Genomic DNA, 13,871 nt, shown 5'->3' with positions numbered 1-13,871 from the left:
TTAGTATTTTGAGCCCTTTCCGACTTTTTTTCAAATCAACTTAGGGGGACAAGCATGAAAGGGACGGTATTGGTCATTGGGATGGGATTAATCGGAGGCTCATTAGCACTCTGTATAAAGAGCGAACACCCCGATGCTAAAATCATTGGACATGATGTGAATCATAAAGAGTTGAGGTTGGCAAGATCACTGGGAATTATCGATGAAATGTCACTATCTTTACAGTCTGCTGCCGAAAGCGCGGATCTCATCATCATTTCTACACCAGTTTTTCAAACGGAAAAGATCATAGCGCAGTTTCAATCTTTCGCTTTAAAAGAAACAGTGATCATTACCGACACGGGGAGCACAAAAGAACAAATTATGAAGTGCTCCGAAGAACTGACTGCTAAAGGAATTCAGTTCATTGGTGGACACCCAATGGCAGGTTCTCATAAAAGCGGTGTAGCAGCAGCTAAAAAAATCTTATTTGAAAATGCCTTCTATATGCTGACTCCAGGTTCTGGCGCTACTGGTGAAAAAATAGAAGAACTTCAAGAATGGTTGAAAGGAACGCATGCCAAGTTTCTGATTGTAGAACCCAGGGAGCATGATGAATTAACGGGTACGATCAGTCATTTTCCACATATTGTAGCGGCATCTCTTGTTCATCAAGCGAAAGAGTCATCTGTACAGCACCCTTATTTGCGGAGGCTCGCTGCTGGAGGTTTCCGTGATATCACGCGGATTGCCTCTTCTAACCCGACGATGTGGAAGGATATCACGCTTCAGAACAGAGCGGTTCTGCTTTCACTTCTCAAACAGTGGAAAACAGAGATGGATGAAGTCATCACCATTATTGAAGAGAAGGACTCACAGGGAATCTTTGATTACTTCACAGAAGCGAAAATGTTTAGGGATGATCTTCCCATCCAGGAAAAAGGGGCCATTCCTTCGTTCTATGACTTATTTGTTGATGTTCCTGATTATCCAGGGGTGATTTCTGAGGTTACTGCTTACCTTGCCGGTGAAAACATAAGTTTAACAAACATAAGAATCCTGGAAACGAGAGAAGATATTTACGGAGTATTAGTCATCAGCTTTCAAACACTTGAAGATAGAGAAAGGGCTTTACACTGCTTAAAAGAAAATACGGGTTATGAATTATTCTTAGGGTAAAGGGTGATAAGGATGGAAGGAAAAAAGAAATTAATGAATCCCCAAAAAGGTCTTAATGGGGAACTCAATGTTCCTGGGGATAAATCTATTTCACACCGGGCTGTTATGTTTGGTTCAGTTGCGGAAGGGAAAACCGTTATACATAATTTTCTTATGGGAGAGGATTGTTTAAGCACGATTGAGTGCTTCCGTAAGTTAGGCGTCGATATCAGAGTAACAGATGAGGAAGTGATTGTTTCAGGTGAAGGTTGGGATCATTTATCAGAACCACAGGACATTCTGAATGTGGGTAATTCAGGTACCACTACTCGTCTTATTATGGGGATATTGGCAGGGAGACCTTTTCATTCAATCCTTATTGGAGATGACTCGATCGCGAAACGCCCAATGAAAAGAGTGACAGAACCATTAAAAAAGTTCGGGACTAAAATAGACGGTCGTTCAGAAGGCAACTATACTCCTTTATCAATCCGCGGGGGTGACCTTAAAGGGATTAAATACACGCTGCCTGTAGCGAGTGCACAGGTGAAGTCAGCACTCTTGTTGGCAGGGCTCCAGGCCGAAGGTACAACTGAAATTCAAGAACCTGAAAAAACAAGAAACCATACAGAAAAAATGATTATCGAATTTGGTGGCCATATTGAAAGGCATGGAGATACAATCAAGGTAAAGGGCGGTCAGGTGTTAAAAGGAACTGAAGTTTATGTTCCCGGGGATATTTCCTCAGCAGCCTTCTTTATGGTAGCCGCTGCTATTGTGCCGAATAGTAGAGTGCTCCTGAAAAATGTCGGTCTTAATGAAACCCGTGTGGGGATTGTTGAAGTGATGAAGAAGATGGGGGCATCCATAGAAATAATGGAGAGTTCAAAAACTGGAGAACCGATAGGGGACATCCTGGTGGAATCTTCAGATCTTACGGGAATTGAAATTGATGGAGACCTGATTCCATCTTTAATTGATGAGATACCTGTTATCGCCTTGTTAGCTTCCCAGGCAAAGGGAAAGACGATAATTAAGGATGCACAGGAGTTAAAGGTTAAGGAAACAAATCGAATCGATGCCATTGTTCAAGAGCTTGGAAACCTAGGTGCTGACATTCAAGGCACTGAGGACGGCATGATCATCGAAGGCAAAACGCCATTACACGGTGGGGAGGTCCATTCCTGGGGAGATCATCGGATTGGAATGACTCTGGCTGTAGCTTCTTTAATAACAAATTCTGACGTTATTCTTGAAGGTGCGGATGCAGTGAACATATCATATCCAACTTTCTTTGAGCATATAAACAAGTTGTTAAAGAAATAATATACATGAATTCCTTTTGGGAGGTGCAAGGACTTTCGTTTAGTCCTTGCACCTCTCCTTTTATATGATTGCATAGCATGATTTCATCCCTTCTTTCATAGCTTGTCTATAAAGGAAGGTGATGGCGATTTGAGTACGTATATTATTGAAAACGCGAATTGGGTTAAAGATTCCAAGATCACTCAAACTTCTTTACTCGTTAAAGACGATAAAATATCGGCCATAAGGGACAGGTTTTCTTATTATCGGTACATGAGAATGGATGTTTCTTCTTTCATGATGACTCCCGGACATGTAATGTGTGATTTAGAGGTGCCTCAAGGGGCTGATTTTCTTTCGATCAAAAATTATTATCTAAATGAATTTATTCATAAAGGTTGTACTACAGTTCTGACGGCATTTAATATAACGTACGGATATGAGTTTCTGGAAAAATTGAATGAACGAAAGACCTCCATGCTAAACAGTCCGATTGACTACACGCTTGGGTTGAAAACATCCGGAAATCTTATTACCCCTGCAGTCATTCGTTCATGTAAAAGACATAAAGTCCCCGTTGTCTGGATTAACATAGACGAATTAGAATCATTCAAGGAAATTCGCTGGGGATGGATCAAAGGATGTTTATATGATTACCCTATTACTTTTGTCCCTTTTTTTACGACAAACATAGACAAAAAAACAAAAATAAAGCATCTTAAAATATGGCAAAATACGATGGAAAACGAGAAAATTCCTCATCTTTCAAATGAAATCCCGCAAAATGAACCTATGAGATTAGAAGAACTGAAGAAAATTGGAATATATCCCCTTAGAGGAAATTTTTTGGTTGGTGGAGAAATAAGTTATAACCTCTATATGAATGTCGAAGGTAAGACGGGTGCTGAGCCCCAGGCATTTAAAACTGATCATCATGTGCTAAAATGTACAATGAATAAAGGAAAATGTTATTACTTAAATAATAGAGGCTATTATTTTCCTGGTGCTGGTGAAGAACTAGTCATCCAAACACCGGGGTACTTTATTTAATGACTATTAGCTTTTTTATAGAAAGGGATTGACCATGTCATACGCTGAACAAATGTTATCTTCATTAGAAGAAGGGAAATTGGACGAAGCAAAGAAACAATATAAGCAAGCATTGAAGTTTGGAAGTCATGAAGAGAAATTCGGTCTGGCGGAAGAATTACACCATTTAGGGTTTCTCGAAGAAGCAAAAGAGTTGTATGAAAATCTGCTGGAATATTATCCAGGAGAGGGAGAACTCCTGATCGAGCTCGCAGAAGTGCTGGTGGAGATGGATAATGAAGAAGAAGCGATAGATAAACTCGCAGAATTGGATGAAGAAGACCCGATCTATCCAAGAGCTTTGCTTCTTTTGGCAGATCTGTATCAAATGCAGGGTTTATTTGAAGTTAGTGAACAGAAGCTTTTACAAGCGAAGAAGTTATTACCCGATGAGCCTGTCATTGATTTCGGCCTGGGGGAATTATACTCTGAGACAGGCAGGTTCCTGGAAGCGATAAGGCATTATCATGCCCTTATTCAGAGAGGCACCACTGAGCTGGGTGGAACCAATGTTCATCAAAGGTTAGCCGAAGCTTATAGTGTAGGAGGGGCCTTTGAAGAAGCATTGACACATTACGAAAAGGCTCTTCAGGATCACCTGGAAATCAATACACTGTTCGGGTATGCCGTCACTGCATATCAGGCTGGATTCTATGAGAAAGCCATTGAAAAGCTTGTTTCGGTTAAAGAGCTGGATCCGGAATATCATTCCGTGTATTTATTATTAGCGAGGTCCTATGAACATGAAGGAAAGCTGCAGGAAAGCCTGGAAACCATTCAAGAGGGCGTAAAACAGGATGAATACAACAAGGAGCTCAATTTGTTTGGTGGGAAAATTTCTTTAAAGCTTGGGTTAGAAAAAGATGCAGAGGCATTTTTCAGAGAAGCTTTAGCCTTAGATCCAGGTTATGTTGAAGCAGCTTTAGTCATAAATAAATTGTTCTTTACGCAAGATCGATTTGACGATGTATTGGAGATCGCCCAGATGCTTACAGTTGAAGGGGAAGAAGAGCCCCAAATCAACTGGGATCTTGCAAAGGCCTATGAGGGGCTTGAACAATTTAATCATGCATTAAAACAATACCGTATTGCATATACTTATTTTAAGAATCATCAAGAGTTTTTACTAGAGTACGGACAATTTTTAGTAGAAGAAGGACTCAGGGGTGAAGCAGTAGAAGTATATAAACACCTGGTTGAAATGGATCCTTCAAATGACGAGTGGCAGGACTTGATTGAAAGATTACAAGACTAAACGACGCCGGTGGTACAAAGGGATTTGACTGGTGTGTGAACACTTGGGAGCACCTTAGAGTTGCTAACGTTTTTAAACTGTATGTCAAAAGGAAAACGGACCTAAACTAAAAAGGATTCTGCAGAGGAGGGAAAACCATGACCACCCCTGTTTCTGTCAACGAGAAGAAAGAATTTATTCGCTGGTTTTTAAACCGATATCAATTAAAAAGAAGAGAATGTGTGTGGATACTGAATTACCTGATGAGTCATGACCAATTAATGAAAAAAGTTCATTTTGTTGAAGAATCTCAGTACTGTCCAAGAGGTCTTGTGATGTCCACGCATTGTGTTGAGGATGTGCCATTCCGATTCTATAAAGAGAATATCATGACAACTGATGCGGAGAAGTCATTTCACGACATTCGTTTAAATAAAGACGAAGATATTTATATTCAATTGAACTTCAGTAAGGCAAATTCAAGTTATCAATTTGCAGCAGTACTTGAAGAAAACCCGTTTATGCCGAAGTATTTATTGATTAATGAAAAAGACAGGATTGTTGCAGAACAATTCCTCAAAGACAGTCTCCAAACCTTTCAACGTGATCGATTGCTAAAGGCCATTGATCAGGCTCTAGATACCGGTGATGAAAAATCCTTCAAGAAATTAACCAAAGAATTAAATAGCTTAAGCTAAAAGCTCGAATGAAGAGAGAGGTACATCTCTTCATTCGAGCTTTTTTTGCCGGTTGAGATAAATAGGGAGAAGGTTTATAGAGCATACTATTGTAAAAAGTGAAATCGCTTTTAAACGAGTGTTATAAAGTGATATGATGGGAAGTGGAAAATGAAAGAAGAAACGAGGGTTTTAAATGAATTGGAACGTAAAAGATATTGAAGTCTTTGAATCTGAAAAAGAATACATAGATACAGCTGTCATTCCGATTGTTCCTGTTGATTTCGGGAAGGATATCAAAGTGTCCGCAGCACAGTCGGAATTCATCTCACTGCTAACCTTTCACCTTGAAAGACAATTTAAGGGTAGAATGATCATGACCCCTCCATTTACGTATTCTATGTCTACTTCAAGAGAGAGTGAGGTTTCAAGATTAACCCAGTGGGCCGGGGAATTAAGTGCGGGTGGAGTGAAACATACGTTCTTCCTTACGTCGGACAGCGAGTGGAAAAAGGTAGAGGAGGAATTGAATGACCGCTTGATTTGGGTACCCTCCATACCGCTTGAACATTTAGATGAACAGTACAAACATTCGATAATGGAAGATCAAGTGAAGCAGCTCTTAAATGTGATTGTACAAAAATGGCAAAAAAATTCATAAAAACTTCACATTGTGTCCATCATTTAGAATAGAGAGTTATTGACCTTGTATAGAGTTTAATATATCATAGTTATGTCCTAGTTTTATATTTGTGCGAAATATGTCCGATGGACTTACCTTACGATAGAGGGGGGAAAAGGATGAGCAAACATCGTGTATCTAGACGTCAATTCCTTAACTATACACTTACGGGTGTAGGCGGTTTCATGGCGGCAGGAATGTTAATGCCGATGGTTCGATTTGCTGTAGATCCAGTATTAAAAACTTCAGCTGCTGGAGAATTTAAAGCGACAAAGCAAAAAGTTTCAGAATTAACAAATGAACCAGTACGTGTCGATTTCTCTTATGAACAAAAAGATGCGTGGTACACATCAGAAGTAACACAAACTGCATGGGTTTATAAGAACAAAGAGGGGAATGTTGTTGCTCTTTCACCAGTATGTAAGCATCTTGGATGTACAGTTAACTGGGCGGGCGACAAGAGTAACCCAAACAAGTTCTATTGCCCTTGTCATGGTGGTCTGTATGAGAAAAACGGGAAAAATGTTCCTGGTACACCACCGACAGCACCGTTGGATGTATATCCAACAAAAGAAAAAGACGGTATTTTATACCTTGGACAACCTGAACCAAATAAATATGTTAAGTAAGGGGGCGTAATCTGTGCTGAACAAAATCTATGATTGGGTTGACGAGCGTTTGGACATTACGCCTTTGTGGCGCGATATTGCGGATCACGAAGTACCTGAACATGTAAACCCGGCGCATCACTTTTCAGCGTTCGTTTACTGCTTTGGTGGATTGACATTCTTCGTTACTGTAATTCAAATTTTATCTGGAATGTTTCTGACAATGTACTATGTTCCAGATATTAAAAACGCTTGGGAATCTGTGTATTACCTGCAAAATGAAGTTGCATTTGGACAAATTGTCCGTGGAATGCATCACTGGGGAGCTAGTTTGGTTATCGTAATGATGTTCTTACATACACTACGTGTCTTCTTCCAAGGTGCATACAAAAAACCTCGTGAACTGAACTGGGTTGTTGGAGTACTTATTTTCTTCGTAATGTTAGGACTTGGTTTCACTGGTTACTTATTACCGTGGGATATGAAAGCGCTATTCGCTACGAAGGTTGGTATTGAAATCGCAGCTGCAACACCATTTATTGGTGAGCAAGTGAAGATCTTACTCGCTGGAGATTCTTCTATCATTGGTGCACAAACACTAACGAGATTCTTCGCTATCCATGTATTCTTCCTGCCTGCAGCATTGCTTGGACTAATGGGAGCTCACTTCCTGATGATCCGTAAGCAAGGTATTTCAGGACCACTATAAGATACGAACATAAATTAATAAACCTTAAATTAGAAGGAGGGGGACGCTATGCATCGAGGAAAAGGGATGAAGTTTGTAGGCGACTCACGTGTACCTGCAGACAGAAAGCCGAATATTCCTAAAGATTATTCGGAGTTCCCTGGAAAAACAGAAGCTTTCTGGCCAAACTTCTTACTAAAAGAATGGTTAGTTGGAGCTGTTTTCCTAATCGGTTATCTATGTTTAACGGTTGCTCATCCATCACCGTTAGAGCGTGTTGCCGATCCAACAGATACTGGATATATTCCATTACCTGACTGGTATTTCTTATTCTTATACCAATTGCTTAAATACACATATGCATCTGGACCTTATAATGTTATTGGAGCATTCATTATTCCTGGGATCGCATTTGGAGCACTTTTACTTGCTCCATTTATCGACGTAGGACCTGAACGTCGCCCAACGAAACGTCCATTTGCGGTAGGATTCATGTTACTGGCACTTGCAGCAACATATTTCTTGACTTGGGAATCAGTTGTGACTCACGATTGGGAAGCAGCGAAGGAACAAGGTAAGATTCAAGCTGAAGTGGATATTGATAAAGAATCTGAAGGCTATAAAATCTATGCAGACCAGAAAAACGGTTGTATTAACTGTCATGGTGAAAATCTGCAAGGCGGAGCAGGACCTTCTTTAGTTGCAACGGGCCTCTCACCTGAAGAAGTGGCGGATATTGCTAAAAACGGTAAACCACCAGGTATGCCTGCAGGTTTATTTAAAGGATCAGACGAAGAGCTGGACAAACTGGCTGAATTCATCTCTGGTTTAAAAGAATAAATAGTGAAAAAGGGCCGGCTTACGTTGGCTCTTTTTTTCTACTTGAAAGAGAGGATTAAATAAATGCTCTGGATCATGTCCATCTTGAAGAACAAAACGTTTCTGTGGTTGCTTCTCATTGTAAACTTGTTTGGCACAATATACGGTTATATATGGTATATCTCACAACTACGAAATACTCCCTCGCAATTTTTAGTGTTTGTTCCCGACAGCCCGACAGCCAGTCTGTTTTTCTGTTTCGTTCTCATAGCATTTTTACTGAATCGTAATTGGCCATTATTTGAAGTGTTAGCCATTATCACGTTGTTTAAATATGGGATATGGGCCGTGGTTATGAATTTGTTAACACTGTGGGTTTCCGGTGAGTTACCTTGGGAGGGATATATGCTCATGGCGTCACATGGAGCAATGGCTATACAAGGGATATTGTATTCTTCCTTTTACCGGGTGAGGATTTGGCATATTGTAATAGGTGCCGTATGGACTGTACACAATGACATCATTGATTACGTATATATGCAGTTTCCCGTTTACTCCAGTTTGTCTATGTACATACAGCATATTGGATACTTCACTTTCTGGTTAAGTATTGTCTCGATCGCTATCGCTTATTTCTTCACGCAAAAAACGAAACGGTTAGATATTCAACTTAGACCATAGTCTTTTTTTGGTCTACTCTTGTCCACCCTTTCATAAACTTTACTAGAAGTTTTAGGGGGGACAAGTATGAAATTTATCCAATTCTTTATCGCGCTTTTCTTTTTTCTCATTTTAATACCTCACCCATTAAATGCAGTAGAGTCGACGTCTCCGATGAACGAGCTTGATGAAGTTGCAGACCAGGCCTTGCAAATGACAAAGGCTGGAAGATATGAAGAAGCGAAACATCTACTGGTTTATTTCTCTGATGAATTTGCGTCTTTGAGTGCCCAACGCTCTTTTTCAATGGATGAGCTTAGAATTCTCACCATCTCACATAATCTGGCAGTGGAGAGTATCAATCAGACGTCTGCTGACATGGAGCAGAAGGTGAACGCCGTTACAAAGTTCCGCCTTGTGATGGATGCTTTAAGCAGTCAATATCAGCCTTTGTGGGTCGAAATGGAAGACCCGATCATGGAAGCATTTAATGGAGTGAAGTCGGCAGCGGAAGATGGAAATGTAGATGAATACCATACCACATTGAATTTGTTTTTATCGAAATATAATATTATTCAACCAAGTATCAAATTGGATATTCCGGTAGAGCGGGCTCAAGCGCTGGAAGCAAGAATTTCTTACTTAGATCATTATAGGCAAGACGTGTTGGAAAGCACCGAAACAATGAGCGAGTTAACATCATTGGAAACGGACCTTGAGAAACTGTTTGAGAATAAACAAGAGGATGAAGCAGATCCTTCCCTCTGGTGGGTGATCATATCAACCGGCAGTATCATTGTCTCTACATTATCTTATGTAGGTTGGAGAAAATATAAAGGACAAGGGGAAGCGAAAAAGTCAGAGCGTCAAAAAAATTGACAGCGCGCTTTTAGCACTATAAAATTTAGGTATCTAAACATCTGGAGGTTATTGCGATAATGGCAGGATTTTTAATTTACTTTTTACTCATTGCTCTGATTCCAATTGGAGCTCAAATGCGAGTAAAGAGTACGTTTAAGAAATATTCAAGAGTAGCCACCACTTCAGGTCTGACTGGCAGGGAGATGGCTAGAAGGATTCTGGACGATAATGGATTACACAACGTGAAGGTCGTGGAAGGCAGAGGGTTCTTAAGTGACCATTACAACCCGATTACCAAAACGGTTGCATTGTCACCGGATAACTATCACGGACATTCTGTAGCGGGAGCAGCTGTGGCGGCCCATGAAGTCGGCCATGCGATTCAAGATGCTGAAAGCTATGCATTTCTACGATTCCGTCATGCGTTGGTTCCAGTAGCGAACATAGGCTCTAATATGTCCTGGATCTTCTTATTGATCGGGATGTTCACTCAAATGACAGGGATGTTCCTTCTGGGTATCATTCTGATGGCAGCTGGGGTCGTGTTCCAATTGATCACTCTTCCTGTAGAATTCAATGCTTCTTCCCGGGCTATGAACCAAATCGTTTCACTTGGACTGATCAAGAATGAAGAAGAACGACATGCACGTAAAGTATTGAACGCCGCGGCAATGACATATGTAGCTGCTGCTGCAGTTGCGGTTATTGAATTACTTAGACTTGTATTAATCTTTACTGGCATGAATGGTGACGATTGATTCTAAATAAAGAAGAAGCTGGACTCAATACTAGGGTCCAGCTTCTTTTTGTTTGATGAAGATGCAGGTAGGTGGTTGAATACCTTTTAGTCATGTAAAGGATTCTTATCTGCGTCTAACGTAAATCCTTCGCCAAGTACGTCATGCACGACGGTGACGGAGACGAATGCGTGTGGATCGACGCTTGTGATAATATTTTTCAGGCGGACGATTTCATTTTTCCCTACCACACAGTAGAGCACTTCCCGGTTTTGTTTCGTGAACGAACCATGCCCTCTTAACACGGTTACTCCCCGATCCATTTTTTCATTGATGACACTTGCGATTTCTTCATGGCTGTCGGAAATGATCATAGCTCCCCTGGCTGAGTATGCCCCTTCCTGCATAAAGTCAATGACCCTTGCCGCAACGAATACAGCGACCAGAGTATACATGGCTTCCCTGTATTCCAGGTACGTGATGAGAGATGCTCCAATGACGACGGCGTCAAACATAAACATCGTTTTCCCCATGCTCCATCCTACATACTTATGGGCCAGTCGGGCGATGATATCCACACCACCTGTCGTACCGCCATATCTGAAAATTATACCGAGTCCAACCCCGATGAAAACCCCTGCAAATAATGCAGCAAGAAACAGATCGCCTTCCAGGTTGATCGTCATTTGATATCTTTGGAAAATCCATAGAAATACCGAAAGACTGACGGTTCCGAGTACAGTATAATAAAAAGCTTTCTTTCCGAGAAGCTTCCAGCCTAAGAAAAATAGGGGTATATTTAAGGCCAGGTTGGAGTAAGACGGATCAATGTCAAATAAAAAATAAAGGATGAGTGTTATACCGGTAAACCCGCCTTCAGCCAATTTATTTTGGATATTAAAATGGACAAGACCAAATGCGAAGATAGCTGACCCTAACAGGATGAATAATATATTTTTTATACGTAATCCCAACATGTGTCTTCCCTCCTTCTATTCGTATTATCTCGTTGACAGAGACATTATATAAGAAGAGAAACAAACTGGCAATGAAGAGTTAATAAATCAAACGTAATATTTGTCAAACGGGAAGGATTTAGCTAACATGATAGGAGATACTGAAGGAGTGTGGCTTCTTATGGATAATAAAAAAACGATGGATCAATTACAAAAGGAAGTAGACCAATACATAAGTCAATTTAAAGAAGGTTATTTCAGTCCATTGGCAATGGTTGCGAGGCTCACCGAGGAGCTTGGTGAACTGGCGAGAGAAGTGAATCATTATCATGGAGAAAAACCTAAGAAGAATTCAGAAGAAGAAAAAACGATTGAAGAAGAACTGGGGGATTTATTGTTTGTGGTCATCTGCTTGGCAAACTCCCTGGATATCAGCCTGGAAGAGGCTCACGATCGTGTGATGCATAAATTTAATACAAGAGATAAAGATCGCTGGACAAGAATTGAAGGTAGGGATGAAGATGGAACAAATTAACGTCACGATTGCAGGACCAAGAGGAAGAATGGGGAAAGAAGCGGTTCAGTTAGTAAGGGATACTGAACATTTTACGCTTATTAGTGTGGTTGATTACAAGGAAGAAATAGATATTGATGTACCGGTTTACGCTGATATTGAAACATGCTTTCAATATCAAACCCCACATGTGCTTATTGATTTAACGACTCCAGAGGTAGGTTATCACCACACGAAAACCGCCCTTGAATACGGCGTTAGACCTGTGGTGGGAACGACAGGTTTTTCTCCTGATGAATTAAATGAACTAAAGACACTTGCGGAATCAAAGTCATTGGGATGTATCATCGCTCCTAACTTTGCTATCGGTGCAGTGCTCATGATGAAATTTTCCCAAATGGCAGCTAAGTATTTTAATGATGTCGAAATCATTGAATACCATCACGACCAAAAACTGGATGCTCCTTCAGGGACTGCTCTGAAAACAGCAGAAATGATCAGGGAAGTGAGAGAATCGAAGCAGCAGGGACACCCAGATGAAAAAGAAACGCATTCTGGTGCAAGGGGAGCGAATGTTGACGGCATGCATATCCATAGCGTCCGCCTGCCGGGATTAATTGCTCATCAACAGGTTATGTTAGGGGCGGAAGGTCAGACATTAACAATCCGCCATGACTCTTTTAACCGGGGAAGCTTCATGTCAGGAGTGAAAGTTTCCGTTGATACGGTCATGAAGCTGGATACACTTGTTTACGGGTTGGAAAATATATTAGATTAAAGGGTGAGTGTTATGAATATCGCATTAATAGCTCATGATAAGAAAAAAGATGATCTGATTCGTTTTGTATTGGCTTATAAGTCGATAATTGAGAAACACGCTCTTTTTGCCACTGGAACAACGGGAAAGAGAATCGGGGAAGAAACGGGATTATCTGTCCATCGTTTCCGGTCAGGTCCACTGGGGGGAGACCAGGAGATAGGTTCTTATATTGCCAATAATAATATGGATCTTGTCCTGTTTTTTAGAGACCCTTTAACAGCTCAGCCTCACGAACCTGATGTATCTGCACTAATCAGACTATGTGATGTGTATTCAGTTCCATTAGCGACCAATATGGGAACAGCAGAAGTATTGGTAAAAGGGCTTCAAAGAGGAGATATCGAGTGGCGGAGTGTGGTAAAGGATAAGGAGGAGTAATGTGGATCAACAAGTAGACATCCTCGCATTTGGCGCACATGCCGATGACGTGGAGATCGGTATGGGGGGCACCCTTGCAAAATATGCGGCAGAAGGAAAGAAGATTGTGATTTGCGATCTCACAGAAGCCGAGCTTTCATCAAATGGAACCGTTTCTTTGCGTAAAGAAGAAGCAATGTCAGCTGCACATATATTAGGTGCCTGCAAGAGGGAGACCTTGGATGTTCCTGATAGAGGCATTTACATAACAGATGAAAACATACAGAAAGTGGTTAACGTGATCAGAATGTACAAGCCGAAAGTGATATTTGCTCCCTACGATCAGGATCGCCATCCTGATCATGGGAATGCTTCACGATTGATCAAAGAAGCTTTTTTTTCAGCTGGAATTCGGAAATTTAATGCCACAACTCCGGCACATAAAGCGGATAATCTGTATTTTTATATCATCAACGGCTTTCATAAACCACAATTTGTAGTGAATATTGAGGCATTTATGAATACAAAGATTCGTAGCTTAGAGGCATATACGAGCCAATTTAACCAAGGATCTGAAGGAGTTTCTACTCCTTTAACTGAAGGATACATAGAAGCGGTTGAAGCGAGGGAGCGAATGATGGGGAAAGAAGCGGGCTTACGTTATGCAGAAGGATTCTTTTCCTATAACACCCTAATATTGCATCAAGATTTGTTAGGAGATTAATGG

The 13,871-nt window shown here is 40.8% G+C and carries 17 protein-coding genes; 16 read left to right on the top strand and 1 reads right to left on the bottom strand.

Annotation, left to right across the window (positions count from 1 at the left end):
- Positions 1 to 54 precede the first annotated feature (54 nt).
- The 12 genes from ACOSV2_RS07535 to ACOSV2_RS07480 all read left to right on the top strand — a co-directional run bounded on the left by ACOSV2_RS07535 (position 55) and on the right by ACOSV2_RS07480 (position 10,518).
- Positions 55 to 1,158, top strand: a complete 1,104-nt coding sequence (locus ACOSV2_RS07535; protein ID WP_428974608.1) for a prephenate dehydrogenase — start codon at positions 55 to 57, stop codon at positions 1,156 to 1,158.
- 12 nt (positions 1,159 to 1,170) lie between these two features.
- Entirely contained in the window at positions 1,171 to 2,463 is a 1,293-nt protein-coding gene (gene aroA, locus ACOSV2_RS07530) for a 3-phosphoshikimate 1-carboxyvinyltransferase (protein ID WP_428974607.1), read from the top strand.
- 258 nt (positions 2,464 to 2,721) lie between these two features.
- Entirely contained in the window at positions 2,722 to 3,492 is a 771-nt protein-coding gene (locus tag ACOSV2_RS07525) for a hypothetical protein (protein WP_428974606.1), read from the top strand.
- A 34-nt stretch (positions 3,493 to 3,526) separates the two neighbouring features.
- On the top strand, positions 3,527 to 4,786 hold the full coding sequence (locus tag ACOSV2_RS07520; protein ID WP_428974605.1) for a tetratricopeptide repeat protein: 1,260 nt from the start codon (positions 3,527 to 3,529) through the stop codon (positions 4,784 to 4,786).
- Positions 4,787 to 4,923: 137 nt separating this feature from the next.
- Complete coding sequence (locus tag ACOSV2_RS07515; RefSeq protein WP_044336344.1) at positions 4,924 to 5,463, top strand: ReoY family proteolytic degradation factor; 540 nt, start codon at positions 4,924 to 4,926, stop codon at positions 5,461 to 5,463.
- Between the two features lie 175 nt (positions 5,464 to 5,638).
- The gene (locus ACOSV2_RS07510) at positions 5,639 to 6,103 is read left to right on the top strand and encodes a YpiF family protein (RefSeq protein WP_428974604.1); all 465 of its coding nucleotides are present in this window, start codon (positions 5,639 to 5,641) and stop codon (positions 6,101 to 6,103) included.
- A gap of 140 nt (positions 6,104 to 6,243) precedes the next feature.
- Positions 6,244 to 6,753 carry a QcrA and Rieske domain-containing protein gene (locus ACOSV2_RS07505; RefSeq protein ID WP_044336348.1) on the top strand — a complete coding sequence of 170 codons (510 nt, stop codon included), beginning with the start codon at positions 6,244 to 6,246 and terminating at the stop codon, positions 6,751 to 6,753.
- A 13-nt stretch (positions 6,754 to 6,766) separates the two neighbouring features.
- On the top strand, positions 6,767 to 7,441 hold the full coding sequence (gene qcrB / locus ACOSV2_RS07500; protein WP_044336350.1) for a menaquinol-cytochrome c reductase cytochrome b subunit: 675 nt from the start codon (positions 6,767 to 6,769) through the stop codon (positions 7,439 to 7,441).
- A 48-nt stretch (positions 7,442 to 7,489) separates the two neighbouring features.
- Positions 7,490 to 8,260 carry a menaquinol-cytochrome c reductase cytochrome b/c subunit gene (locus ACOSV2_RS07495; RefSeq protein ID WP_044336352.1) on the top strand — a complete coding sequence of 257 codons (771 nt, stop codon included), beginning with the start codon at positions 7,490 to 7,492 and terminating at the stop codon, positions 8,258 to 8,260.
- A gap of 63 nt (positions 8,261 to 8,323) precedes the next feature.
- Positions 8,324 to 8,920 carry a DUF1405 domain-containing protein gene (locus ACOSV2_RS07490; protein WP_428974603.1) on the top strand — a complete coding sequence of 199 codons (597 nt, stop codon included), beginning with the start codon at positions 8,324 to 8,326 and terminating at the stop codon, positions 8,918 to 8,920.
- Between the two features lie 66 nt (positions 8,921 to 8,986).
- Positions 8,987 to 9,778 carry a sporulation protein YpjB gene (gene ypjB, locus ACOSV2_RS07485; RefSeq protein ID WP_428974602.1) on the top strand — a complete coding sequence of 264 codons (792 nt, stop codon included), beginning with the start codon at positions 8,987 to 8,989 and terminating at the stop codon, positions 9,776 to 9,778.
- A gap of 59 nt (positions 9,779 to 9,837) precedes the next feature.
- On the top strand, positions 9,838 to 10,518 hold the full coding sequence (locus tag ACOSV2_RS07480) for a zinc metallopeptidase (RefSeq protein WP_428974601.1): 681 nt from the start codon (positions 9,838 to 9,840) through the stop codon (positions 10,516 to 10,518).
- Between the two features lie 86 nt (positions 10,519 to 10,604).
- Here the strand turns inward: ACOSV2_RS07480 and ACOSV2_RS07475 are convergent, their stop codons facing one another.
- Entirely contained in the window at positions 10,605 to 11,474 is an 870-nt protein-coding gene (locus ACOSV2_RS07475) for a YitT family protein (RefSeq protein WP_428974600.1), read from the bottom strand.
- A gap of 100 nt (positions 11,475 to 11,574) precedes the next feature.
- Here ACOSV2_RS07475 and ACOSV2_RS07470 point away from each other — a divergent pair, with 100 nt between their 5' ends.
- From ACOSV2_RS07470 to bshB1, 4 genes are read left to right on the top strand one after another with little or no spacing between them, the layout of a single operon-like run.
- Positions 11,575 to 11,988 carry a nucleotide pyrophosphohydrolase gene (locus tag ACOSV2_RS07470; RefSeq protein WP_220154070.1) on the top strand — a complete coding sequence of 138 codons (414 nt, stop codon included), beginning with the start codon at positions 11,575 to 11,577 and terminating at the stop codon, positions 11,986 to 11,988.
- On the top strand, positions 11,975 to 12,745 hold the full coding sequence (dapB, locus tag ACOSV2_RS07465) for a 4-hydroxy-tetrahydrodipicolinate reductase (protein WP_428974599.1): 771 nt from the start codon (positions 11,975 to 11,977) through the stop codon (positions 12,743 to 12,745). Before ACOSV2_RS07470 ends, dapB begins: the two co-directional genes overlap by 14 nt.
- A 12-nt stretch (positions 12,746 to 12,757) precedes the next feature.
- Positions 12,758 to 13,165, top strand: coding sequence for a methylglyoxal synthase (gene mgsA / locus ACOSV2_RS07460; RefSeq protein ID WP_397553541.1), 408 nt, complete (start codon positions 12,758 to 12,760; stop codon positions 13,163 to 13,165).
- 1 nt (position 13,166) lies between these two features.
- Complete coding sequence (gene bshB1, locus ACOSV2_RS07455; protein ID WP_428974598.1) at positions 13,167 to 13,868, top strand: bacillithiol biosynthesis deacetylase BshB1; 702 nt, start codon at positions 13,167 to 13,169, stop codon at positions 13,866 to 13,868.
- Positions 13,869 to 13,871 lie beyond the last annotated feature (3 nt).

This window comes from Rossellomorea sp. DUT-2, assembly GCF_052665285.1.
The sequence above is the reverse complement of the archived record's forward strand: the minus strand, read 5'-3'. Positions and strand labels throughout refer to the sequence as shown.

What these genes read in the sequence shown, in the direction of transcription:
- ACOSV2_RS07535 (WP_428974608.1), top strand. Translation starts at nt 55, where the DNA reads ATGAAAGGGACGGTATTGGTCATTGGGATGGGATTAATCGGAGGCTCA.
- aroA (WP_428974607.1), top strand. Translation starts at nt 1,171, where the DNA reads ATGGAAGGAAAAAAGAAATTAATGAATCCCCAAAAAGGTCTTAATGGG.
- ACOSV2_RS07525 (WP_428974606.1), top strand. Translation starts at nt 2,722, where the DNA reads ATGGATGTTTCTTCTTTCATGATGACTCCCGGACATGTAATGTGTGAT.
- ACOSV2_RS07520 (WP_428974605.1), top strand. Translation starts at nt 3,527, where the DNA reads ATGTCATACGCTGAACAAATGTTATCTTCATTAGAAGAAGGGAAATTG.
- ACOSV2_RS07515 (WP_044336344.1), top strand. Translation starts at nt 4,924, where the DNA reads ATGACCACCCCTGTTTCTGTCAACGAGAAGAAAGAATTTATTCGCTGG.
- ACOSV2_RS07510 (WP_428974604.1), top strand. Translation starts at nt 5,639, where the DNA reads ATGAATTGGAACGTAAAAGATATTGAAGTCTTTGAATCTGAAAAAGAA.
- ACOSV2_RS07505 (WP_044336348.1), top strand. Translation starts at nt 6,244, where the DNA reads ATGAGCAAACATCGTGTATCTAGACGTCAATTCCTTAACTATACACTT.
- ACOSV2_RS07495 (WP_044336352.1), top strand. Translation starts at nt 7,490, where the DNA reads ATGCATCGAGGAAAAGGGATGAAGTTTGTAGGCGACTCACGTGTACCT.
- ACOSV2_RS07490 (WP_428974603.1), top strand. Translation starts at nt 8,324, where the DNA reads ATGCTCTGGATCATGTCCATCTTGAAGAACAAAACGTTTCTGTGGTTG.
- ypjB (WP_428974602.1), top strand. Translation starts at nt 8,987, where the DNA reads ATGAAATTTATCCAATTCTTTATCGCGCTTTTCTTTTTTCTCATTTTA.
- ACOSV2_RS07480 (WP_428974601.1), top strand. Translation starts at nt 9,838, where the DNA reads ATGGCAGGATTTTTAATTTACTTTTTACTCATTGCTCTGATTCCAATT.
- ACOSV2_RS07475 (WP_428974600.1), bottom strand. Translation starts at nt 11,474, where the DNA reads ATGTTGGGATTACGTATAAAAAATATATTATTCATCCTGTTAGGGTCA.
- dapB (WP_428974599.1), top strand. Translation starts at nt 11,975, where the DNA reads ATGGAACAAATTAACGTCACGATTGCAGGACCAAGAGGAAGAATGGGG.
- mgsA (WP_397553541.1), top strand. Translation starts at nt 12,758, where the DNA reads ATGAATATCGCATTAATAGCTCATGATAAGAAAAAAGATGATCTGATT.